General features: G+C 45.6%; 12 protein-coding genes and 1 tRNA gene. 3 read left to right on the plus strand and 10 right to left on the minus strand.

Annotated elements, in window-relative coordinates; all coding sequences use genetic code 11:
• Positions 1-130: 130 nt before the first annotated feature.
• The 4 genes from recD to L4D78_RS25265 form a co-directional block, all read right to left on the minus strand.
• Positions 131-2,230 carry an exodeoxyribonuclease V subunit alpha gene (gene recD / locus L4D78_RS25250; RefSeq protein WP_428469486.1) on the minus strand — a complete coding sequence of 700 codons (2,100 nt, stop codon included), beginning with the start codon at positions 2,228-2,230 and terminating at the stop codon, positions 131-133.
• Positions 2,223-5,828: an exodeoxyribonuclease V subunit beta gene (gene recB / locus L4D78_RS25255; RefSeq protein WP_428469487.1), complete on the minus strand. Its 3,606-nt coding sequence runs from the start codon at positions 5,826-5,828 to the stop codon at positions 2,223-2,225. The genes recD and recB overlap by 8 nt, the downstream gene beginning before the upstream one ends.
• 270 nt (positions 5,829-6,098) lie before the next feature.
• A complete protein-coding gene (gene recC / locus L4D78_RS25260; RefSeq protein ID WP_428469488.1) occupies positions 6,099-9,542 on the minus strand; it encodes an exodeoxyribonuclease V subunit gamma in 3,444 nt (1,147 codons plus the stop codon).
• 195 nt (positions 9,543-9,737) lie between these two features.
• Positions 9,738-10,715, minus strand: a complete 978-nt coding sequence (locus L4D78_RS25265; protein WP_428469489.1) for a TDT family transporter — start codon at positions 10,713-10,715, stop codon at positions 9,738-9,740.
• A gap of 132 nt (positions 10,716-10,847) precedes the next feature.
• Between L4D78_RS25265 and L4D78_RS25270 the strand changes: the two genes are divergently transcribed.
• Positions 10,848-11,768, plus strand: a complete 921-nt coding sequence (locus L4D78_RS25270) for a LysR substrate-binding domain-containing protein (protein ID WP_428469490.1) — start codon at positions 10,848-10,850, stop codon at positions 11,766-11,768.
• Here the strand turns inward: L4D78_RS25270 and L4D78_RS25275 are convergent.
• Positions 11,765-12,451, minus strand: a complete 687-nt coding sequence (locus tag L4D78_RS25275) for a DNA-3-methyladenine glycosylase I (RefSeq protein WP_428469497.1) — start codon at positions 12,449-12,451, stop codon at positions 11,765-11,767. The two genes, L4D78_RS25270 and L4D78_RS25275, sit on opposite strands and share 4 nt — an antisense overlap.
• Before the next feature lie 83 nt (positions 12,452-12,534).
• On the opposite strand from L4D78_RS25275, the gene L4D78_RS25280 reads away from it, so the two are divergent.
• Together L4D78_RS25280 and dapD are read left to right on the plus strand one after the other, a co-directional pair.
• Complete coding sequence (locus tag L4D78_RS25280; protein WP_428459988.1) at positions 12,535-12,834, plus strand: YebG family protein; 300 nt, start codon at positions 12,535-12,537, stop codon at positions 12,832-12,834.
• A 265-nt stretch (positions 12,835-13,099) separates the two neighbouring features.
• Entirely contained in the window at positions 13,100-14,131 is a 1,032-nt protein-coding gene (gene dapD / locus L4D78_RS25285) for a 2,3,4,5-tetrahydropyridine-2,6-dicarboxylate N-succinyltransferase (protein ID WP_428469491.1), read from the plus strand.
• 55 nt (positions 14,132-14,186) lie between these two features.
• Here the strand turns inward: dapD and L4D78_RS25290 are convergent, their stop codons facing one another.
• The 5 genes from L4D78_RS25290 to L4D78_RS25310 all read right to left on the minus strand — a co-directional run bounded on the left by L4D78_RS25290 (position 14,187) and on the right by L4D78_RS25310 (position 19,408).
• Positions 14,187-14,522 carry a DUF2799 domain-containing protein gene (locus L4D78_RS25290; protein ID WP_428469492.1) on the minus strand — a complete coding sequence of 112 codons (336 nt, stop codon included), beginning with the start codon at positions 14,520-14,522 and terminating at the stop codon, positions 14,187-14,189.
• A 39-nt stretch (positions 14,523-14,561) separates the two neighbouring features.
• Complete coding sequence (locus L4D78_RS25295; RefSeq protein WP_428469493.1) at positions 14,562-15,758, minus strand: MFS transporter; 1,197 nt, start codon at positions 15,756-15,758, stop codon at positions 14,562-14,564.
• 103 nt (positions 15,759-15,861) lie between these two features.
• Complete coding sequence (locus tag L4D78_RS25300; RefSeq protein WP_428469494.1) at positions 15,862-16,161, minus strand: hypothetical protein; 300 nt, start codon at positions 16,159-16,161, stop codon at positions 15,862-15,864.
• A 249-nt stretch (positions 16,162-16,410) separates the two neighbouring features.
• Complete coding sequence (locus L4D78_RS25305) at positions 16,411-18,906, minus strand: FG-GAP repeat domain-containing protein (RefSeq protein WP_428469495.1); 2,496 nt, start codon at positions 18,904-18,906, stop codon at positions 16,411-16,413.
• A gap of 425 nt (positions 18,907-19,331) precedes the next feature.
• Positions 19,332-19,408, minus strand: a tRNA-Asp gene (locus L4D78_RS25310).
• Positions 19,409-19,522: the final 114 nt, after the last annotated feature.

Genomic DNA, 19,522 nt, shown 5'->3' on the forward strand with positions numbered 1-19,522 from the left:
ACAACAACGCTCCCAACGGTTACCGCCAAAACAAATCAGCGCCGACATTTTGTCAGCGCTGATTTGTTCTTGATTAGTGCTTGGTTAGCGCTTGGTTAACGCTTGGTTAACGCTTGGCGCTAGCGTCAGCCTAATTTAATAAATCCGCCAAACCACTGGCTCGCTCTGTACGTAAGCGCACTGAACGGTTTAGGGTGTCTTGCGTGGCAAACAAATAGAGCTTTTCTTTGGCTCGGGTAATGCCTGTGTAAGTAAGCTCTCTCGTCAGTAACGGACTAAATTCCGTCGGTAATACCATTAACGTATCAGCAAACTCCGAGCCCTGAGATTTATGGATCGTCATTGCATACACCGTTTCATGCTCAGGTAAACGGCTTGGCAGTACACCACGGATCGAACCATCTGGCATTTCAAAGAATACCCGCGTTCGATACTCCCCCGTCTGTGTATCGGGTTCAGGATCTTTCATCGCGATACCAATATCACCGTTATAAAGCCCCAAACCATGATCATTTTGACTGATCATAATTGGCCTACCGACATACCATGTTTCATCATCAGGTGCGATTTTACCCAGCCTCGCCAAACCACGTTCAATACGTTGGTTCAAACCAACCACCCCAAAATCCCCTTCTCTTAACGCGCACAGTAACCGTATTTGAGAGAATGCTTTTAACACATCAGCTGGTGGGCTTTTCGCTTCTATCGCATCTAGGTAGTCACGGTAAAATGTCACCGCCATATTCAACATACTCTGGTAGCTTTCGCTATTGAGCGGGTAATGATGAATATCTTTAAATCCTTGCTGCAATACTTTATCAACTAGGCGTGGTTGACCTGCATTGATGGCTTTTGCCAACTGGCCAATACCTGATTGAGCATGGAAACGGTAACTTTTACGCAGCATGCACAGGCTATCAGCAACCACCCCTAAGTTTTCCTGTAAAGCCGCAAACTGAAAACCAGTCAGTTGCCCTAGTAACTGGCTTTGCTGCTGGCTATAACCTTGCTCAGAAAAACTGCAAATATCACCCAGTACCGCCCCCGCTTCCACGGAAGCAAGCTGATCGCGATCACCCAACAGGATTAACTTCGCATGTGGCGGCATCGCATCAAGCAAACGCGCCATCATCGGCAAGTCAACCATCGAGGCTTCATCCACAACGAGTACATCAAGGTGTAATGGATTTTCCCGATTGTGGCGAAAGGCGACACGATTGGGGATCGACCCCAACAAGCGGTGCAAGGTGCTTGATTGGGTTGGAATGTTATCTTTAACCACTTTTTCAACGGCCAAAGAATCAACTGCCGCACCAATCGACTCGGTTAAACGGGCTGCCGCCTTACCTGTCGGCGCAACAAGCTTAATATCAGGTAAACAGGGCTGACCTTGTTCATCAAGCTCACCACTTTGAATGGCTTGGGTCACCAACGCCGCCAATAACTTTGCCACAGTGGTTGTTTTACCGGTTCCTGGTCCACCAGAGATCACGGCAAACTGGCGGGTAAGCGCCACAGCGGCTGCCACTTTTTGCCAATTCAGACAAACCGAATTTGGGATCAACGACGCTAATATATCCAGATCGCTAATGTGCTCAGCAGCAACCAGAACCTGATCGATGGCAGGCCAATCTAACAAATCAGGCGCAACAATATCCAACTTATCGCAGACTTCAATTTGACGAGCTTGAACGGTATTTTCTAGCGGTTCTTTCTTGAGTTTCTGTAACGACTGAAACAAGAAGGTATAGCTACGAGCAAACAGTTCATCCAGCTTTGCAGCCATTACATCGGTGCCTATCGCGGTCGTTTGATGAGTATGGGATGAACGTTTTAGGTGGCCAGCAACCATCTGCTCAAACTGCCAATAACGGCTTAAATAAACACGCTGATTATCCACAACCAACGGCGTTGGGCGGCTACCATCAGACACCGCAACTGAGCGTTGTAATATTGCCTGCCAATGGGTGACATCCGGAATATCTTGCTGTAACTGGCCACTAAGCTCTGGTGATAGGCCAAATAAACGACAGGTATCTATGTGCTGTAATGACACACACACATGCCCCTGCCCGAGCTCATGGCTAGCTAATGCTGCAACAAGAGTAATTAAGCTGTCTTGCTCATTGTTTTCGCCACTGTTTGATGTCATTGCGACAAATTTAGCAAATTGGTAGTCCAGTGGACGTAAGCGCCCCTGACGAGTCAATTGTTCTAGGCGGTTAAGCATCGAGGTATTCTCCGTCAATCAGGCTTTCGAGATCTGTCAGTAATTCAACACTCGGGCGAGCATGAAAGATACCGCTACTATTTTCCGCTTTCACGCCACGTAAGAACAAATAGTACACCCCACCGAAATGAGCATCGTAATCATAATCTGGCTTTCGGCTTTTCAAGAAACGATGTAAGGCAAGGGCATACAGTTGATACTGCAGATCATAACGATGATCGGCCATGGCTTCAGACAGCTTCCCATCGCGGTATACATCCGGATCATCACCCAACCAGTTTGATTTCCAATCCAGTACGTAATAACGCCCTTGATGCTCAAACACCAAGTCAATAAAGCCTTTGAGCATACCGCTAACGGTGGCAAAACCCAGCTCACCAGCACGGGCTGACAATGAATCATGACGTGCTATTACTTTATTCAGCAATGGTGCTGACAGTAAGTTAATCGGCAGCATGAACTCCATCTCAGTTAGGCGCTGTGACGGGGGTAAGTTTCCTAGCAATAAATCTTTACCATCTAACGGACAAGCCAGTACATCTTTGATCATCTGCTGCAATACTGGCAGCCATTCCTCGTCATAATTCTCAAGACGAAGCAGTTCTAAAATGGTCTCTGTTGTTTGCTCGCTATCAACGGGGGCTGTGAATTCAATTTCTTCAAAGAGGGTATGCAAAAACGTACCCGGCCTCGCCCCTTTCGGGAATGTATAAATTGAGCGTTCAGGTTCGATTTCCTCGCCCTCTTCAGTATCTTGTGAAGAGTCGGTATCAAAGCCGGGTAATTCAAACGAGGCATCATGATGGCTGTGGCCTTGTTTGACCAACCCAGAATAACTGGTGATCCACCAGCTACGATCAAGCTGAGTATTAAAGGTGGCAGCGACCAATTCAGGCTGCTCCTCTTCAACGGGTAGCCAAATCGAATCAGGCAGCATCGGCGGCGACATTACCGCAATGGCAGATGACGTCTTAGCTAAACTCGCTAAAGCATTATCAAGATCGATTAAACCGCCCTCTTGCCCATCTTGAACCAACCACCCAATCGCAGACTGATGCAAACCCGTCGGCTCTTTGCGGCTTAACCCTTTACGCACAGGCGACATGCCAAGGTAGCAACCATAAACAGCACGTGTTAGAGCAACATAGATCAAACGTAAATCTTCGGCGAGGCGTTCTTTTTCTGCCAGCTCCATGCTTTCTTCAGCCGCCGCAATATCAAGTACTGCTTGCTGAGTTTGTTCATCATGGAACAGCGCAGTCCCCGCTTCACGGTAGCTACAGACAAAGGGCAAAAATACCAGGTCATACTCCAAGCCTTTTGACTTGTGAATAGTAACAATCTGTACCAAATTACGGTCTGATTCTAAACGCAGTTGCTGCTCATCGACATTGCCATTCGGCTCTTCGATGTGTTCAGCTAACCAGCGGATCAAGCCGTGATCGCTGTCTAGCGTTTGGCTTGCTTGCTGTAGCAATTCGCCAACATGCAAAATATCAGTTAGACGCCGTTCCCCTCCGTTTTGACTCAATAACGTTTCCGGGATCTCACGGCTAGAAAGCATATGGCGTAACATTGGCAGTACCCCACGGGTTTGCCACAGCTTACGGTAACCTCGAAATTCAGTGACATGACGTTCCCACTCAACCTCTTCGATATTGAGTTTATCCAACACCTCTGCCGTTAGGGCAAACAAGCCAGAAGCCAATGCGGCACGCATGCTACGATCATCCTCAGGTGTTAACACTGCGATCAAAAATCGTTGAATATCAACCGCTTCAACACTGGCAAAAACACTGTCTCGGTTAGACAGGTAAACACTGGCAATGCCTTGTTCTGCCAGTGCTTGGCGGATCAAAGTCCCTTCACTACCGGTACGCACCAACACCGATATATCACAAGCATTGATCGGCTTACTTTTTTCACCATCAACCAGCAACGCTTCACCTTGCTGAGAAAGGGTCAGGATCTTTTGGATTTCTGCCGCTGTCGCCAGCGCCATGGTTTTCTGATAATCACCTTTTTTAACTGGCTCATCCGCTTCTTGCCGCCACAAACTCAGCGCGGGCTGCTTCACTCCAGACAGCAGCCAGCTACGGCTCGCCGCCTTCGGGCTATGGGCGACCGGTAAGAACGTAATATCTTGATCATAAATAAATGGTCGTTGAGGCTGTTCAAAAATACAGTTAACCGCTTCGATCATTTCAGCGGTCGAGCGCCAGTTCGTACCCAATGTATAATGCGCAGAAACCTGTCGGCGCGCCTGAATATAAGTAAAGATATCGGCGCCACGGAAAGCATAAATAGCCTGTTTCGGGTCCCCAATCATAAACAAACCGCACGGGCCTGCCTCTTCACCGTCAGAGGTTTTATGATCTTCGCCATACACGGTATTAAAAATACTGTATTGCAGCGGATCGGTATCTTGGAATTCATCGATCATCGCGACGGGGAATAAATTACGGATCCGCGCTGCAAGTGTCGCGCTTTCATCATTGCCTAGCGCAGCGGCTAGCTGGGTCAACAGATCATCAAACGATAGCCAACCTTTGCGTCGCTTTGCTTCCGCAAGCAATACACGGCACTCTTTAATGGCATGAGCCAACAAAGGATCACGCACATTGGGTTTGTTTTCGAGTAACTCATTAATGGCAACAAAAGCAGGGTGCTCTGGCGCCTGCCCTTTGGTCGTTTTATCAAACAGCACTTGCTGGCTAAACTTTTCAAGTGACTTAGGTAGCTTGTAACCAGTGTTATCACGATTTGCCCATTCACCCACTTCACTCAATGCTTTAGGCAAGCTGGTTTTGGTATAGCTGCGCTTATTCACTCCAGAGCTGGCGATCAGATCTTGGAAATCGGCTGCACCTTCACGCCACAAGGTTTTTACCTGATCAATACGGGCGAGGTTATTATCATGAAACTGCTCGATATCACCTTCCAGCTCAGGGGCACGAATTTCAACTTCAGCGCCTGATAAAAAGACATTTACCTCACGCAGCAATGCCGCTGGTGACGCCCAAATATTACGCACTTCCCCCGCTAAACTGCGTGCTAATGGGTAGAAGTTACGGCGCCAGTAATCGGCAACCACCTGCGCCCTCAACTGGCTTTCTTCAGTCACAAACTCATTATTGAACAAGCTACCGGACTCAAAGGCATTCTGGGTCAACATGCGCTGACAGAAGCCATGAATGGTAAAGATCGCCGCCTCATCCATTTGGCGCTCTGCCTGTAGCAAAATAGCCGCCGCCGACTTATGATCGTCAATATCATCAAGCAAGGGCTTAATGACCGGATCATCACTATGCCCTCGACTAAAGGCGATACGGGCATCATGAATACGGCGACGAATACGATCCCTCAGCTCCGCCGTTGCCGCCTCGGTAAATGTCACTACCAAGATCTGATCAACGGTGAGTTCACGAGGAAAGCGACTTTGCTTATCACCATGGCCAAGTAGCAAACGTAAATACAAACTCGCAATGGTGAAGGTCTTACCGGTGCCGGCAGAAGCTTCAATCAACCGATTACCATGAAGCGGAAAAGTCATCGGAGCCAATGCTTCCGGTGTTGTCAAAATAGGTTGCTGAGTCATTGGATACACAGATTCCTGTTGTTGTGGCAAGGTCGAGACAGAGGCTAAACCTTACCAACTCAAGATTATTTTTTGTGACCAGACACAAATTCAAATGAATCGGTCGATTAAAATCACTAAGTGTTATATCAGTATGAGAGATCTTTCACGTTTTCCGCCGCCACTGTCCGTTAGTATCCAAGGCACGAAATCTGGTCACCTCTGGACCTGTGGTCGTACAGCGAACACCCTACAATAATTATGATTTGCTGGCGGCCACGCTACACCCTCTTACTCTCGATCTTGCCGCAAATGCAATATTGCTGGTTTCAGCAAAGACTCTCCCCAATGTTGCAAGTCAGCAGCTAGCTCATCATGCCATTCCGGCCATACGCGATTGATATATGCATTCTTCCCCTCGCCTTCAAACATGTAACCACCGTTAAATGCTTCTGCCATTTTCCCTTTTGCTTTATCAAGTGTATCTACGTCATCACACCAATTACCTTGCTTATCAAGACAAGACTGCATCCCCGATAGTACTGTACGAGGGAAATACGGTAACGGTAAGGTCAAACCGAGGTAATAAGCCTCGACCAAGATGATCAATTGCGTTAATGCGTACTCAGCAGATACCGGTTCAAAGAAAAAGACCCCATCGACCCCCACCAAGTAGGTGTTTGCCGATTTGGCCGACAACGCGAGACATAAATGATCTAACCAGCCTTGTAAGATATCTTGTGCGCGTACTTTACCTGGGCGATAACGCACCAGCCCTTGTTGAGTGACATGTTTCAGCCAACCTTGTAACCGTAGTTCGCGCTCGCCCAATGCAAGGACAATATCCACTTCAACATCTGGGAGCGGGGCAACCATTAAATCGGTGATCGTTTGAGCCAGAGCCTCAATTTGCGTGCGCTCATCCATCAATTCAAGCTCACCAAACTGCGCCAGTGGCAACCCACCAGCCGCTTGCTGATATTGGGAAAATTGGCTAAATGCCGCATCGAGATCAGTGATACCTTGCGCGTGGCTATCAAGGAAGGTCGTAAGCAGCTCTTGGCGTAATTGAAAGCGACTTAACCCATCAAGCGCGAAAGGCTCATCATCTTCAACTGCACCTTGGCTCGCATCGAAATACACCTTCAGGCGACGGTTAAAAAAGTATTGCACTGGCAAGCGCCAGAAACGGGCAAGCTCTGCAAGTTCCAACACGTCTCCAGCGGTACTATCAACAGCTTCAGGTGCAAGTGGCGTCGCTTGAAATTCGTTAATCACCATCGATTTTCGATTGGCTGCCGGCAGCCACTCTGCGGCATAGCTCGGGCGATCGCCTAAAAATGCGTCAGGGCTAAAAGGAACGAGGGCATGAAAATGGGTGATCGCTTTCGCTAAATTAGCCGCTGAGACATCAACAGGCTTCGCTTCGTCCCCTTCAAGGCAATAACCTTGTTGGCAATACTCCAAAAGCTCACTGACCAATACCGATGGCATTTTCTCGCTATTATCTTGGATTGAGCGTCCGACATAGCTGATATACAAAATATCTTGTGCAGACTGCAATGCTTCCAGAAATAGATACCGGTCATCATCACGACGAGAACGATCACCGTATTTGGCCTTGCCCGCCATTAAATCAAACCCTTCCGCTGGGATCGAGCGAGGGTAAACCCCATCATTCATCCCGAGCAAACACACCCCTTTAAATGGAATAGATCGCATTGGCATTAAGGTACAAAAGTTAACTTGGCCAGCAAGGAAGCGCTGGCTAACACGTTCACCAGATAGTTTGTCATTTAGGTAATCACGCATCACTGCAGGTGTAATAGCTGAGTTATAACCCGCATCGGCAAGCTGTTGTTCAAGCTGATGTACCTTATCGCGGATCATGCGCAATACCATTTCACCGTCAATATCGACCGCAAAACAATCATCTAATAGCTGATTTAAACAAGAGATCCACACCGCAATCGGCTGCTCTGTTGCCAGTTGCTGGCGATAGCGCATTAAGGTTTCAATGAATAAACCCAATTGGCCAGCTAACTCCGCATCCAGCCCTTGCACCTCATCATAGGCTAAGACCCCTTGGAATAAACCGGAGGACTGGGGCATGGCATAACCTAACAACATACGCTGTAAACCAAACAACCACGTATTCTGTTGCTGCTTTGGTAATTGAAATTCACCAGCAGTATCGTCATCGAGTCCCCAACGGATCCCTACTTCTTCGATCCATTGTTTAACGCGCTCAAAACGTTGGCTATCAAAACCAAATTTTGCCATGACGGCTGGCACTTCAAGCAACTCTAGCAACTCAGAAGCTTGGCAACGGCTTTCTGGTAAGCTAAGTAACCGCAAGAAGGCGAGTAGAACCGGGTTCTCTTGATCGGCACTCCGATCTGAAATAGAGAACGGGATATATCGGTTACCGGATGCATTACCAAATACCGCCTGTATATAGGGGCTATAGCTGTTGATATCAGCGACCATCACGACGATATCACGCGGTGATAGTTCAGGGTTTTCAGCCAGCATCGTCAGCATATTATCGTGCAGTACTTCGACCTCACGCATTGGCGAGTGGCAGGCGTGAATGGTTAGCGAATGATCCCCAGCCCGTAGCGGTAACTTATGGAAGCTATCGTCAGTGATTTCATCATTGACCCTATCTTCTAGGTTCAATATGTCAGCCTGCAAAGCATGCAGTAATGAATCGGATTCAATATCAACAAACGCTTCAACATCCTGCGTTTCCATCTCGGATAACAAGTAAAGGTTATCCCTTCCCAGCTTGCCCAATGAAGCCAATAACGTATTACCCACCGCCCCCTCATGGGTGTCATCAATGACATTATCTTCAAGTTCACCTTTGAGAGGAGATATTACTTCACCACGTTCACTATGATCAGCACACCACTGCAACTGCTGACGTTGTTTTGCGGCGAGACGTGCCAAATATTTACGGTCACGTACCTCTCCCCAATAATGGCGGCAAGGGTTAGTAAACATCAGGTGCACATCAATGTGCTTGCCGAGAGCTGCTAGTGCATCGAGATAGCGCGGTGGTAGGGCTGAAATACCAAAAACAAACAATCGCTTAGGTAAACCTTTCGGTAAAGGGGAACCGCTGTGTAGGTAACCTTCGAGCGTCTCGATGAAGTTATCGTAAAGGTTGGCGCGGTGATACGGCGATTGACCAAGGCTAAGCGTATGATCATACAATGCTTGCCAGAGCAAAGGCTGCCAAGGGTGATCGGTAACCAACTCAGGATCGATTTGATCAGCTTCCCACGTCTGTATCCACTCCGGGCGATATACCAAATACTGATCGAAGATATCGGCGATTTTCTCAGACAATTGATAGCTTTTAACTTGATGTTCATCTTCACGTAAGTAATTCGCCAACGGTTCGAATTCGGGCTTGTCGAGCATCGATGGCAATACTTGTAATAGCTTCCATGTCATGGCCTCTTTGTTGAATGCACTGCGCTCAGGCACATCACTCAACACTTTGGTAAACATATTCCAGATAAACGTCGCCGGTAGTGGAAACTCAAGGTTCGCAGCAATGCCCTGTGCTTTGGCAAGTTCCAGTTTCAACCACTGTGACATCCCTGGACTTTGAACCAGAATTTGCTCTTGCTCAAATGGATTCTCGAGAGGATCGAGGCGTATGAGCTCGACAAGCAAAGATTTCAATAAGTCGAGCTGGTTGGAGTGATAGACAGTAAACACGCTGGTATCTCACGTAAAGAGAAGGTTACCCTGATTGTCTACGATCAATTGGTTAGCTGCAAACCAAATAGTTAAAATGCAAAAAAGCCCGGATTAACCGGGCAAAACACACGCATTGTACTTGCTGTCCTTAGCAACTCTCATAAACTGTCCCACCAGCTTCGGTACACATTAAGTGGCAGATAAATACTGTGCTTAAACACGGTGTGTAACAGGACGAAATAATTGTGACATTGGGCGATAAAAAGCTAAGTAGCGCAAGGCCACGTAAGCCACTACGACCGTTGCAATATATAGCTCAATATGGGCAAGTGTTGATACTTGAGCAACGTATTCCCCTGCAACCCCTATCGATGCCATCCAGGCTGCAGATTTAAATAAGGCCGTAGCACTAATAACTATCGGAAAAGTAAATGCCGCATAACCTGGGCTGAATTGAAGTCGTAACAGGCGGAAGAACGCAACATAGATGACAAATGTCATGAGCACCGCGATACCTGCCAATAAGCCGATGATCACTGGAGATGGTGCTTGTGATACCGTAAGGTAACCTGCCAAAGAAAGACTTGCTGGCGCAGCCATAATCGCAATGGTTGGTTTAGCGGCATCTGGAATTTCGTGGCTAAAGATCAAACGGTAAATCATAATCGGTAGCATAACTGCATAGATTCCCATACCGAATATTAATAAACCTTCAGCCAACGGGCGTAACGCTCCACCAGGAAAAGCGACATCAGCCACGATGATCCCAATAGGTGGCACAAACCAGCTTGGCACCATATGGTGCAATTCAAATTCAACCGCACGATGGTAAACAAACAAAGCTAAAAACAGTAGGTGGAGCATAACCGCAAACAGCCACAATGCCTGACCGGCAACAGGAAAAAACTGGCCTAACGCTTTTGATACAACCATGGTTGCCATAGCGAAAGTTGGCACTACACTACCGACAACAGGGTGCGTTATATCGCTCCAAAGTGACTTAGGGTGGCATATGAATTTCACACACAAGATAGCCAGCAGTACGCTTGCGATCGCAGCGCCTCCAAGCTGTCCTGCTCCTTGAAGATCCGCGGCGTTCTCCCAGCACCATCCTAAGCTTGCAATTCCTAAAGCAAGGCCTGCCATTGGTGTTGGTGCACCGAGTACTTTTCTTTTTGTCGCCTGAATCATCTTACGCCCCACATTCAGCTAAAAGCCGATAACTTTGAACACCTGTACAGTGTATATAATTTGAGGTATTTAGAATAATTGAATATATTTAACCAATAGTTCAATGAAGATTAACGATACTAAGAGCAGCATATGAATATCTCCCTTCGGCAACTCAACGTTTTTGTTACCGTAGCCCAAGAACTGACGATTACAGCAGCGGCAGAAAAGTTGTTTTTATCAAAGCCTGCGGTCAGCATGGCGTTATCTGAATTAGAAAAACAACTTGACCACAAGCTGTTTGACCGGAATAACAATCGCCTGTTGATCAATGAACAAGGAAAACGCTTATTACCTCTTGCAGATGAACTCCTAGCCCGCAGCCATACGATTGAACAATTATTTGATCAAGAAGGTCCAATTGCCGGAAAGTTGAAGATAGGTTCGAGCGATACCGTCGGAAATCAAGTTACTCCTTTCCTGCTAAGAGACTTTCGCCAGCATTCTGGCCACTACGACCAATCGCTATTCATTTCAAATACTGCACAGATCTGCCATAAGCTCGGAGAATTTGAACTGGATGTCGGCTTAGTCGAAGGTAAAGTACAGCATACCGATCTTACCGTCGTGCCTTGGCTTGGCGACGAGATGGTCGTTGCTTGCAACCCTACCCACCCGCTAGCAAGCATTAACCAGCTGAGTATTTCAGATCTAGAGCAATCAAACTGGATATTACGAGAATCTGGATCTGGTACCAGGGAGTTTTTTCTCAACCGAATATCCCCACGGTTAGAAGTGTGGCACCAAGCTTTTGAGCTTAATAATACCGAAGCAATTATTAACTGCGTAGCTGCAGGGTTAGGGATCACCTGTTTATCTCGCCGAGCTGCCGAGCATGCTGTTAATGACAAACGCGTGGTGATCCTTAAGCTACCTCTAGATATGCAACGCCAATACTGGCTGCTTTATCATAAGGAAAAGTACCAGAGCCCACTACTAAAGCTATTTCTCGCTTTTTGTCAGCAATGGAACTCACCGTTTACCACCATAAACTCAGCGACTGCGCATGATTAAATTCGATTATCACCACAGCTGAACGCAATGATTTGGCTGATCTGACATAACGATCGGCCAGACTCCTGTCGCCATGCATTAAAGGCAGCTTGTGTTGCGGTTAACGATTTCTGCGTATCTCGTCCACCATCAATAATATTGGTATGACGCAGGTAGCTTTCTACATCGTGGCTAAGAATAAAAGTGTCTTTTCCCATAATCCGTAATGTGTAAGGCCCTGTATTACCCCCAAGCCGCTTACCGTGCTTTTTCATGTATCGCCAAAGCCCTGTAATATCCTCTTCGGGCCAATCTGCCACCATACTCGAAAACGCCCCATGCGAAAGTGCAGCTTCGTGAATCATTTGTGCATTATCTGGGATGGTCATTACTTTAGCCAAATGGCGAATAATGGCCGGATCCGTTGCTTTACGTTCCCACATTTCCGTCGGCATCAGTAACATTTTTTCGATATCAAAACCAAAAAAAACCTCTTCAAAATTCGGCCACTTGTTTCGCACTACCTGCCAGCTAATTCCGGATTGAAACACTTTCTGAGTGAACGCAGCTAACCAACGATCATCACCAAGCAGCTTAAGCTGCTTGGCCGACAATGGCGTCGACAGCATGCTTTCAAGCACATTTATTCCACCCTTTCGCTCTGCGGCACGGGCATATATTTGAGCAAATTTTTCTCTCGCCATCACATTAACACGCTTATCACTGGACATAGCCCTTTATGCTACTGTATAAACAGCCAGTAAATCAATTTCGGGAGAGGGTGACTATGGCTGTTATCGTCAAATATGTAGTTGAGCGCAACGGAGAAGAAAAGATGACTTTCACCTCTAAGTCTGAAGCCGACGCATACGACAAAATGCTAGATATGGCTGATGAGATGTTTACTTTGCTAAGCGAAAGTGAACTTTTCGAGGATGAAGCCAAACAAGAAGAGCTATCATTATTCTTAGCTCAAAAGCGTGAAGATGTACTTGTTGCACTGGGTGCGAAGAAAAAAGCAGCCCCAAAAAAGAAAGTTGCAAAACCTGAAGCTGTTGCAGATATTGCTTCAGATGAAGCTGCATAAGCGACTGCTCAAGTAACACGCCAATGAATAAACCTCCAATCTGGGGGTTTTTTTATGCATTTTAATCATCTAAAAATGCTCAACAATCACCACCCCAATAATATTTTCGTCATTTTTGACTGTTTAATCTTTTAGCCCTTCTATATCCGCTCAACTGTCATTATGATGGATCGATAACCTTGATATAACAATGAGCCTCCCTATCCGGGAATCCCTCGGCTTTGCCGAACGGTGCTCAACTTTTTAATATGGAGAACGATCAATAATGGCCAGCTTTTCACTAGCCCTTGGTACTGCGACTAAAAACCGCGATGGAAAAATCATCGAAGCTTTTTTCCCAACCCCAATCCTTAACCCATCTGATGCGCTAGTTAATGCAGTTGCTGCTGTTGTCGATTACAAAGAAGGCAACCAAGCAATCGAGATCACATCGGCACAATGTGCTGATCTAACTGCGGCATTCAATGGCGTTGGTGAAGAGAAAAGTGCTCAGTTTGCAAGCCGTGCAGCTCAGTCATCACAACCGTTAGTGCTTGTGATTTTAGCGTCTGATGAAGCGCCAGCTTCGGTTTCAGAAGGCTTCTTGAAACTACAACTGATTTCAAATCGCCTGGTACAGCCTCATGGTTTAGTGCTTGATGGCATCTTCGGTTTACTGCACAACATTGCTTGGACTAACCAAGGTGCAATTGATTTACCTGAGCTAGCTGATCGCCAAATCGAAGCTCGCCTAAACGGTGAAACTCTGACTGTCGACTGTGTAGATAAATTCCCGAAAATGGTTGATTACGTTGTACCTGCAGGTGTACGCATCGCTGATACATCACGCGTTCGTTTAGGTGCGCACGTTGGTGAAGGCACGACTGTGATGCATGAAGGTTTCATCAACTTTAATGCTGGTACTACAGGTGTTAGCATGGTTGAAGGCCGTATTTCAGCAGGTGTGATGGTCGGTAACGGTTCTGACATCGGTGGCGGCGCTTCTATCATGGGTACGCTATCAGGTGGTGGTAAGGTTGTTGTTTCTATCGGTGAAAACAGCCTACTCGGTGCTAACTCTGGTCTTGGTTTCCCTATGGGTGATCGCTGTACTATCGAATCAGGCCTATATGTAACAGCGGGTTCGAAAGTCCGTATGCTTGATAAGAGTGGTCAGGAAGTTGAAATGGTTAAAGCTCGCGATCTTGCTGGCGTATCCGATCTTCTATTCCGCCGTAACTCAGTAACTGGCCAAATCGAATGTTTAGCAAATAAATCTGCGGTTGAGCTAAACAGTGAATTGCACAGCAATAACTAAAGCTAAGTTAATGATGTGATAAAGGCTGCCTCGGCAGCCTTTTTAATATTCCCTCTCAATAACCTCGTTCTACCAAACCATAACTCGAACTACTATTACATTCATCTGGGTAGGCTGGGTTTAAAACCGTATTAACATTCTGCTTTCCACTACAATACTCAAAGCGCCCATTCAGGTATCCCGCTCGGTACTTTTCATATTCAGTTTCAGATAACGCACCACGCTTGTACAACTCCTTGGTATCCCACTCACGGTAGCCTTGTTCACCATGGTACTCACCAAGTTGTTCCCACTCTTGTTTCTGCGCTAAATCATTTTCATGAAAACCGACACAGCCAAATAACATAATGATGAAAAACCCAACGAAGCATTGCACTACTAACTTAGCCATGGCAATTTCTCCTAAAAGAACTGCATTAAGTATGGCTGATCAGTTCAGTGCTGCCACCGCACGTCGACCACTCTCACTTTGCGTACCTAGCATCGCAAGTAACCAGCCGAGTCCGGCACCAATAGCGATTACAGCCCCAAGATGCCATGCTTCACTTAGCCCAGCTTTCAATAAGCCGTTACTCATCATGGAAGCAAATACCATCTGACATGCTCCGGATAATGCAGCGACAGTGCCCGCACGATTACCATAAGGAACCAGCATTAATGATTGTGCACAAGGGAAAGCGATACCGTTCGCCATGGCTAATAGAAAGTGCCCGGAGCTCATCCATAATGGATCAAGAGGAGCAGCTATCAATACCGCCCCTGAAACTAAATGTAATAATGGAGCGAGCTGTAACATTCTCTGCGTACCGAGCTTAGGTCTTAAACGCTGGCACACTAAGCCACCACAAAGCAGTCCAAAAGCTGGCACCATAGCCCAAAGTGCATATTGCTCTGAAGATAAACCAATCTGCACCTGCATAATAAATGGCATTAACGAAATAGAAATCACGACCAGAAAAAAGTTTACCCAACCAATACCGGCAAATGATAAAAAGTGCCTTTCATGTATGAGAGAAAAGTATGAACTGACTAGGTTACCGACCGAGTGTGGTGTCGCAGGTTTTAATAATGTTTCTTTAAAAGAGAAAAGTAGTACTAGCCATACCACTGAAATATAAGCTAGCAACAAGATAAAGACGGAAAACCAGCCAGAATAATGATTAATCAGGCCGCCAATCACAGGGGCTATGATAGGTGTAAAGGCCGCAACAATTGCTAGCCACGTCATGGCTTTTACTAAATCTTGCCGCTGATAGCTATCTCGAATCGTAGCCCTTGCTAATACCGCGACACTACCAGCTCCCATCCCCTGAATGACTCTGCCCGCGAGTAGCCAAGAAAATGAATCTGCATTTGTTACAGCAACAATTAAACCAAGTAATGCAATCAATAAGCCCGATAACAATATAGGGCGACGGCCAAAAATATCAGAAAGAGGCCCATAGATGAGCTGAGAAAGGCCAAAGCTAAAGAGGTAGCCTGAAACCAATAACTGCACTTGCTCAGTGCTTAACTGAAGATCTGCGGCGATCCACGGCAGAGAAGGGAATACTAGACCAAGGCTAAATTGCCCAATACTGACAATTAGACAAGCGAGTAACAGTGGCTTCCAGGTAAACGAGCGCATTCTTTCTCCCATATTGTGTAATCTATCTATTATGCACAATATGGGGAAAACAATAAGCAGCGTGAAACTAATGCATTCTTTCCTGCTTGGAATGAATGATTTTTTACTTATTAATTAAGTAAGTAAATGGGTTAGTAAATGAAAACTTACTTCCTTGCGTCGTCACCTTACCCTGCTTCATTGCCACAATCACTTCTTTCTGGACTCTAATCAACGAAAAGAAACGGATAACCATAAAGACAATAAATACTGGCATGAGAATCTGACTAATAGGCGCTGATTGTAAAAGGAAGTCATTCCCTAACCACAAAGTAAGCATTAGCATCATGGCGTATAATGAGTGAGGTTTAAGCACAATCTTAATCTCACTATCAGACTCGGTACGCTCAAAGAAAAACTTCATTTGTTACTCCCTAAAATTAGTAATCGTTACCCTCTCATAACTCATCATCTAATGACAAGCACCAAGCAAAGTGTTGCTTCAAAGAGTTGTAAATAGGTGTGTCAGGTAACCGAAAAGCAAACATAACTCCTATAAACAAAAAAATCCGAGTATATTTAATACACTCGGATTTCGGTCATTAATGTAAGGCTATCAAAAAATCATTTTCAACTTGAAGATCGGAATTACAACCTCAACTGACACTTTTATCTAGCGAGATACTGGCTGGTTAAGGTATATCTCGCTCCCTGTTGAATAAGCCAAAACCAAATCTAGATCTCCGTCACCATCAAGATCACCAAATAGCGGTGTGTGATGGGATTTTCCGAAGTTACCATTCTCTGACGGGGTGAAATTTCCATTGCCATCATTGAAATACAGCTGAGCATCTTCAACATATGAGCCAGTAACAACCAGATCAAGTTGCCCATTGCTATTGACGTCAGCAAATGAAGCGGCTTGACCATTTACCCCAACAAAAACGTCTGACTTATCAAATACGCCATTGCCATCATTGATGTATAAAGTATTTTGCTCGGTGCCGCTGTAATCCATATTAGTAATTAACAAATCTGGTTTACCACTGCTATTAACATCGCCAACAGCTACATTAAAACGTTTCTCTTTTTGACTAATACCAAGACGTTGACCTGAGTCGCTAAAGCGCCCTTCCCCTTCATTGAGGTAAATCATCGTGCTGTTATCACCGCCACCATAAATGATATCGAGTCGATTATTACCATTAACATCAGCAAGAACGACATTGGCGGCATGTATGGCACTACTATGCCCACTCAAGTATTCGTGACTATCAATGAAGCTGCCTTGTTCATCATTAAAATAAACTAGAGGTGCTTTCCACTTTTGGCCAACGACAATATCCAGATAACCATTAGCATTGAGGTCACCAATAGCAATAGACTGGCTATCTCCTTTACCGAGCAGTAACCCAGAATCGTTCAGCTTGCCTTTCCCATCATTGAAGAAAATTTGATCACCATCTGTTGTTGAACGCACAATATCTTGATGACCATTACCATTTAAATCTGCAGCAACAATGTCTGTCGTACGACGTTGATCAGCAAAGCTATACTCAGATTTAGTAAAGTTAGCCTTACCATCATTTTCAAAAATAAGTACGCTGTTATTACGACGTGAAGCCACTAGATCCAGATGGCCATTTCCGTTTAAATCAGCCAATACAGCGGCATCTGAATACTTATCTTCGCTAATTTGATAACGGATACTTTGGTGTTTTACAAAATGACCATCACCAATATCAGCATGTTTTTCCATATACATAAGAAGATTTTCAACCGCCAACGGTTCAATCTCCAGCGACTCTGAAGCGCCATAGATACTGTCACGCACTTCAATATCATGCTCACCCGCAATCAGGTGGGCTTTAAGTGAACCCGTATTATATTCAACGCCAGTCAGACCAACTAACTTATCATTGATATAAACTTTAGCACCTATCGCAGGCTGCCAGTCTTTATCAAGAACACTCAGCATTAATGTCCCTAGGATACGACCCGAAATAATACTCTCGCGTTTAAGCTCTAGCTTACAACCCAGCGTCTGGTTAATTTCAACGTTAATTGCGGTGTTACAACTAGCAAAAGGGACTGAGTTAAATTGCTCTGATGCTTCATTTTGTTCATGAAAAGCTAAATAAGCAGTAATCTGGCCCTGACCACCCGTAAGAAATAACTCGCTAGCTTTATAAACACCATTCACATCTTCAACCTCGAGCACCTTTTCTTGAGCAGGGACATTATCACCACCTAGACGGACAATCAGTGTAAGGTCTTGTGCCGAGCCCACCTCTTCAACAACTTCATTTGGAATAACAAAGCTAAATAAGCCTTCGTCTTTAAGTTCATCTAGAATAAAGTCGACATCTGCCTGAAGAGGAATAACATCCATCTTGGCGTTTTCACCTTCGACGAAATTAACTCGGTTATCCTCATCTTCACTCTTACCTACCATCAAATTGCCATCATAAAGACGCATTGCCAGTAGGTACTCCCCTGGCTCAACATTCATAATAATCTCGGCGATACCGGTTTCTTTATTGATGGTATAGACAGTTTCTGCATCATTATTGATCGACAGGCCAAACTGCGGATTAGTCAATGCCGCCAAATCTTCTGCAGGCCAAGAAAACGTCAGCTTAGAGACATATTGCACCTTGTCGAAATCACTGATTGTATCGCCAAGATTTGGCTGTAAGATAAAATCAATCTCAGGCTCCTCACCATCCACGATTTTCTCACCAAGTGCTTGAGCTACATACTGCCGCTGCTGAGCGTCCCTAGAACTAAGCAGCAATACAAAATCATAAGTACCTGACTTTAGTGTTAGTGAACGGTGTGAAATTGTCTCAACATTTCCATCGCTATCCACTTTCTGAGTTACAGGCCAATCAAAGAGCTCCTTCTCTTGAGTAAGGACATGAGTGACTTCTAACTCACCGTCATAACGCTTATCCTGTGTGATTTGTGTTGTCTTAGCCGCTTTTGATGTATATGCCGAAGCTGGATGAGCTTGATCATTGCCTATTGACTGTAAGTAAGTCGCAGCAAACTGAGTATTTACATCAAATTCGGGGGTTTGATTATCCTTGCTGCCCCCATTACAACCCACTAGCAAAATAGTTAGTAAGGCACAGGTGAAAAGCCGCTTTTTTCTAATTATGTCCATTCTTGTTCCATATATGAGTATTAACGAATTGCACACCATGGCATACATCGCGCCAAGAAATTAGCACAAAATTATTTAATACAACAACTTACAATCATTTCAAAACATTAAAAACAGCTCAATAGACTTAAACTTAAACTAATATGCCATATGGGAATGTTAAAAATCGCCTTTGAGGTATGCCTTCTCTCCAGATGTAAAAAAGCCCAAGTCGAAAGACTTGGGCTTAGTATAAGTAGCTGAGCGGCCGGGCTTGCACTCAAGCGGGACTCGTTCGACCTAAGGGCGAACAATCACATGACTCAGGCATAAAAAAACCGAGTCGTTAGACGGGAACACCTAGTCTTGGGCTATTTGACCGTAGGCCAAACATTGTTTACTGATACAAAAAAGCCTCAGCATTTCTGCTGAGGCTTTCGAAGAAGTGGCGGAGCGGACGGGACTCGAACCCGCGACCCCCGGCGTGACAGGCCGGTATTCTAACCAACTGAACTACCGCTCCACACGGTGATAAATACTCGCGTATCTATCCGATATCCATCGTTCAATATGAATATCTAAATTGGGAGCCTGGCGATGTCCTACTCTCACATGGGGAAACCCCACACTACCATCG

Source organism: Photobacterium minamisatsumaniensis (genome assembly GCF_050336695.1).
Lineage (GTDB): Bacteria > Pseudomonadota > Gammaproteobacteria > Enterobacterales > Vibrionaceae > Photobacterium > Photobacterium minamisatsumaniensis.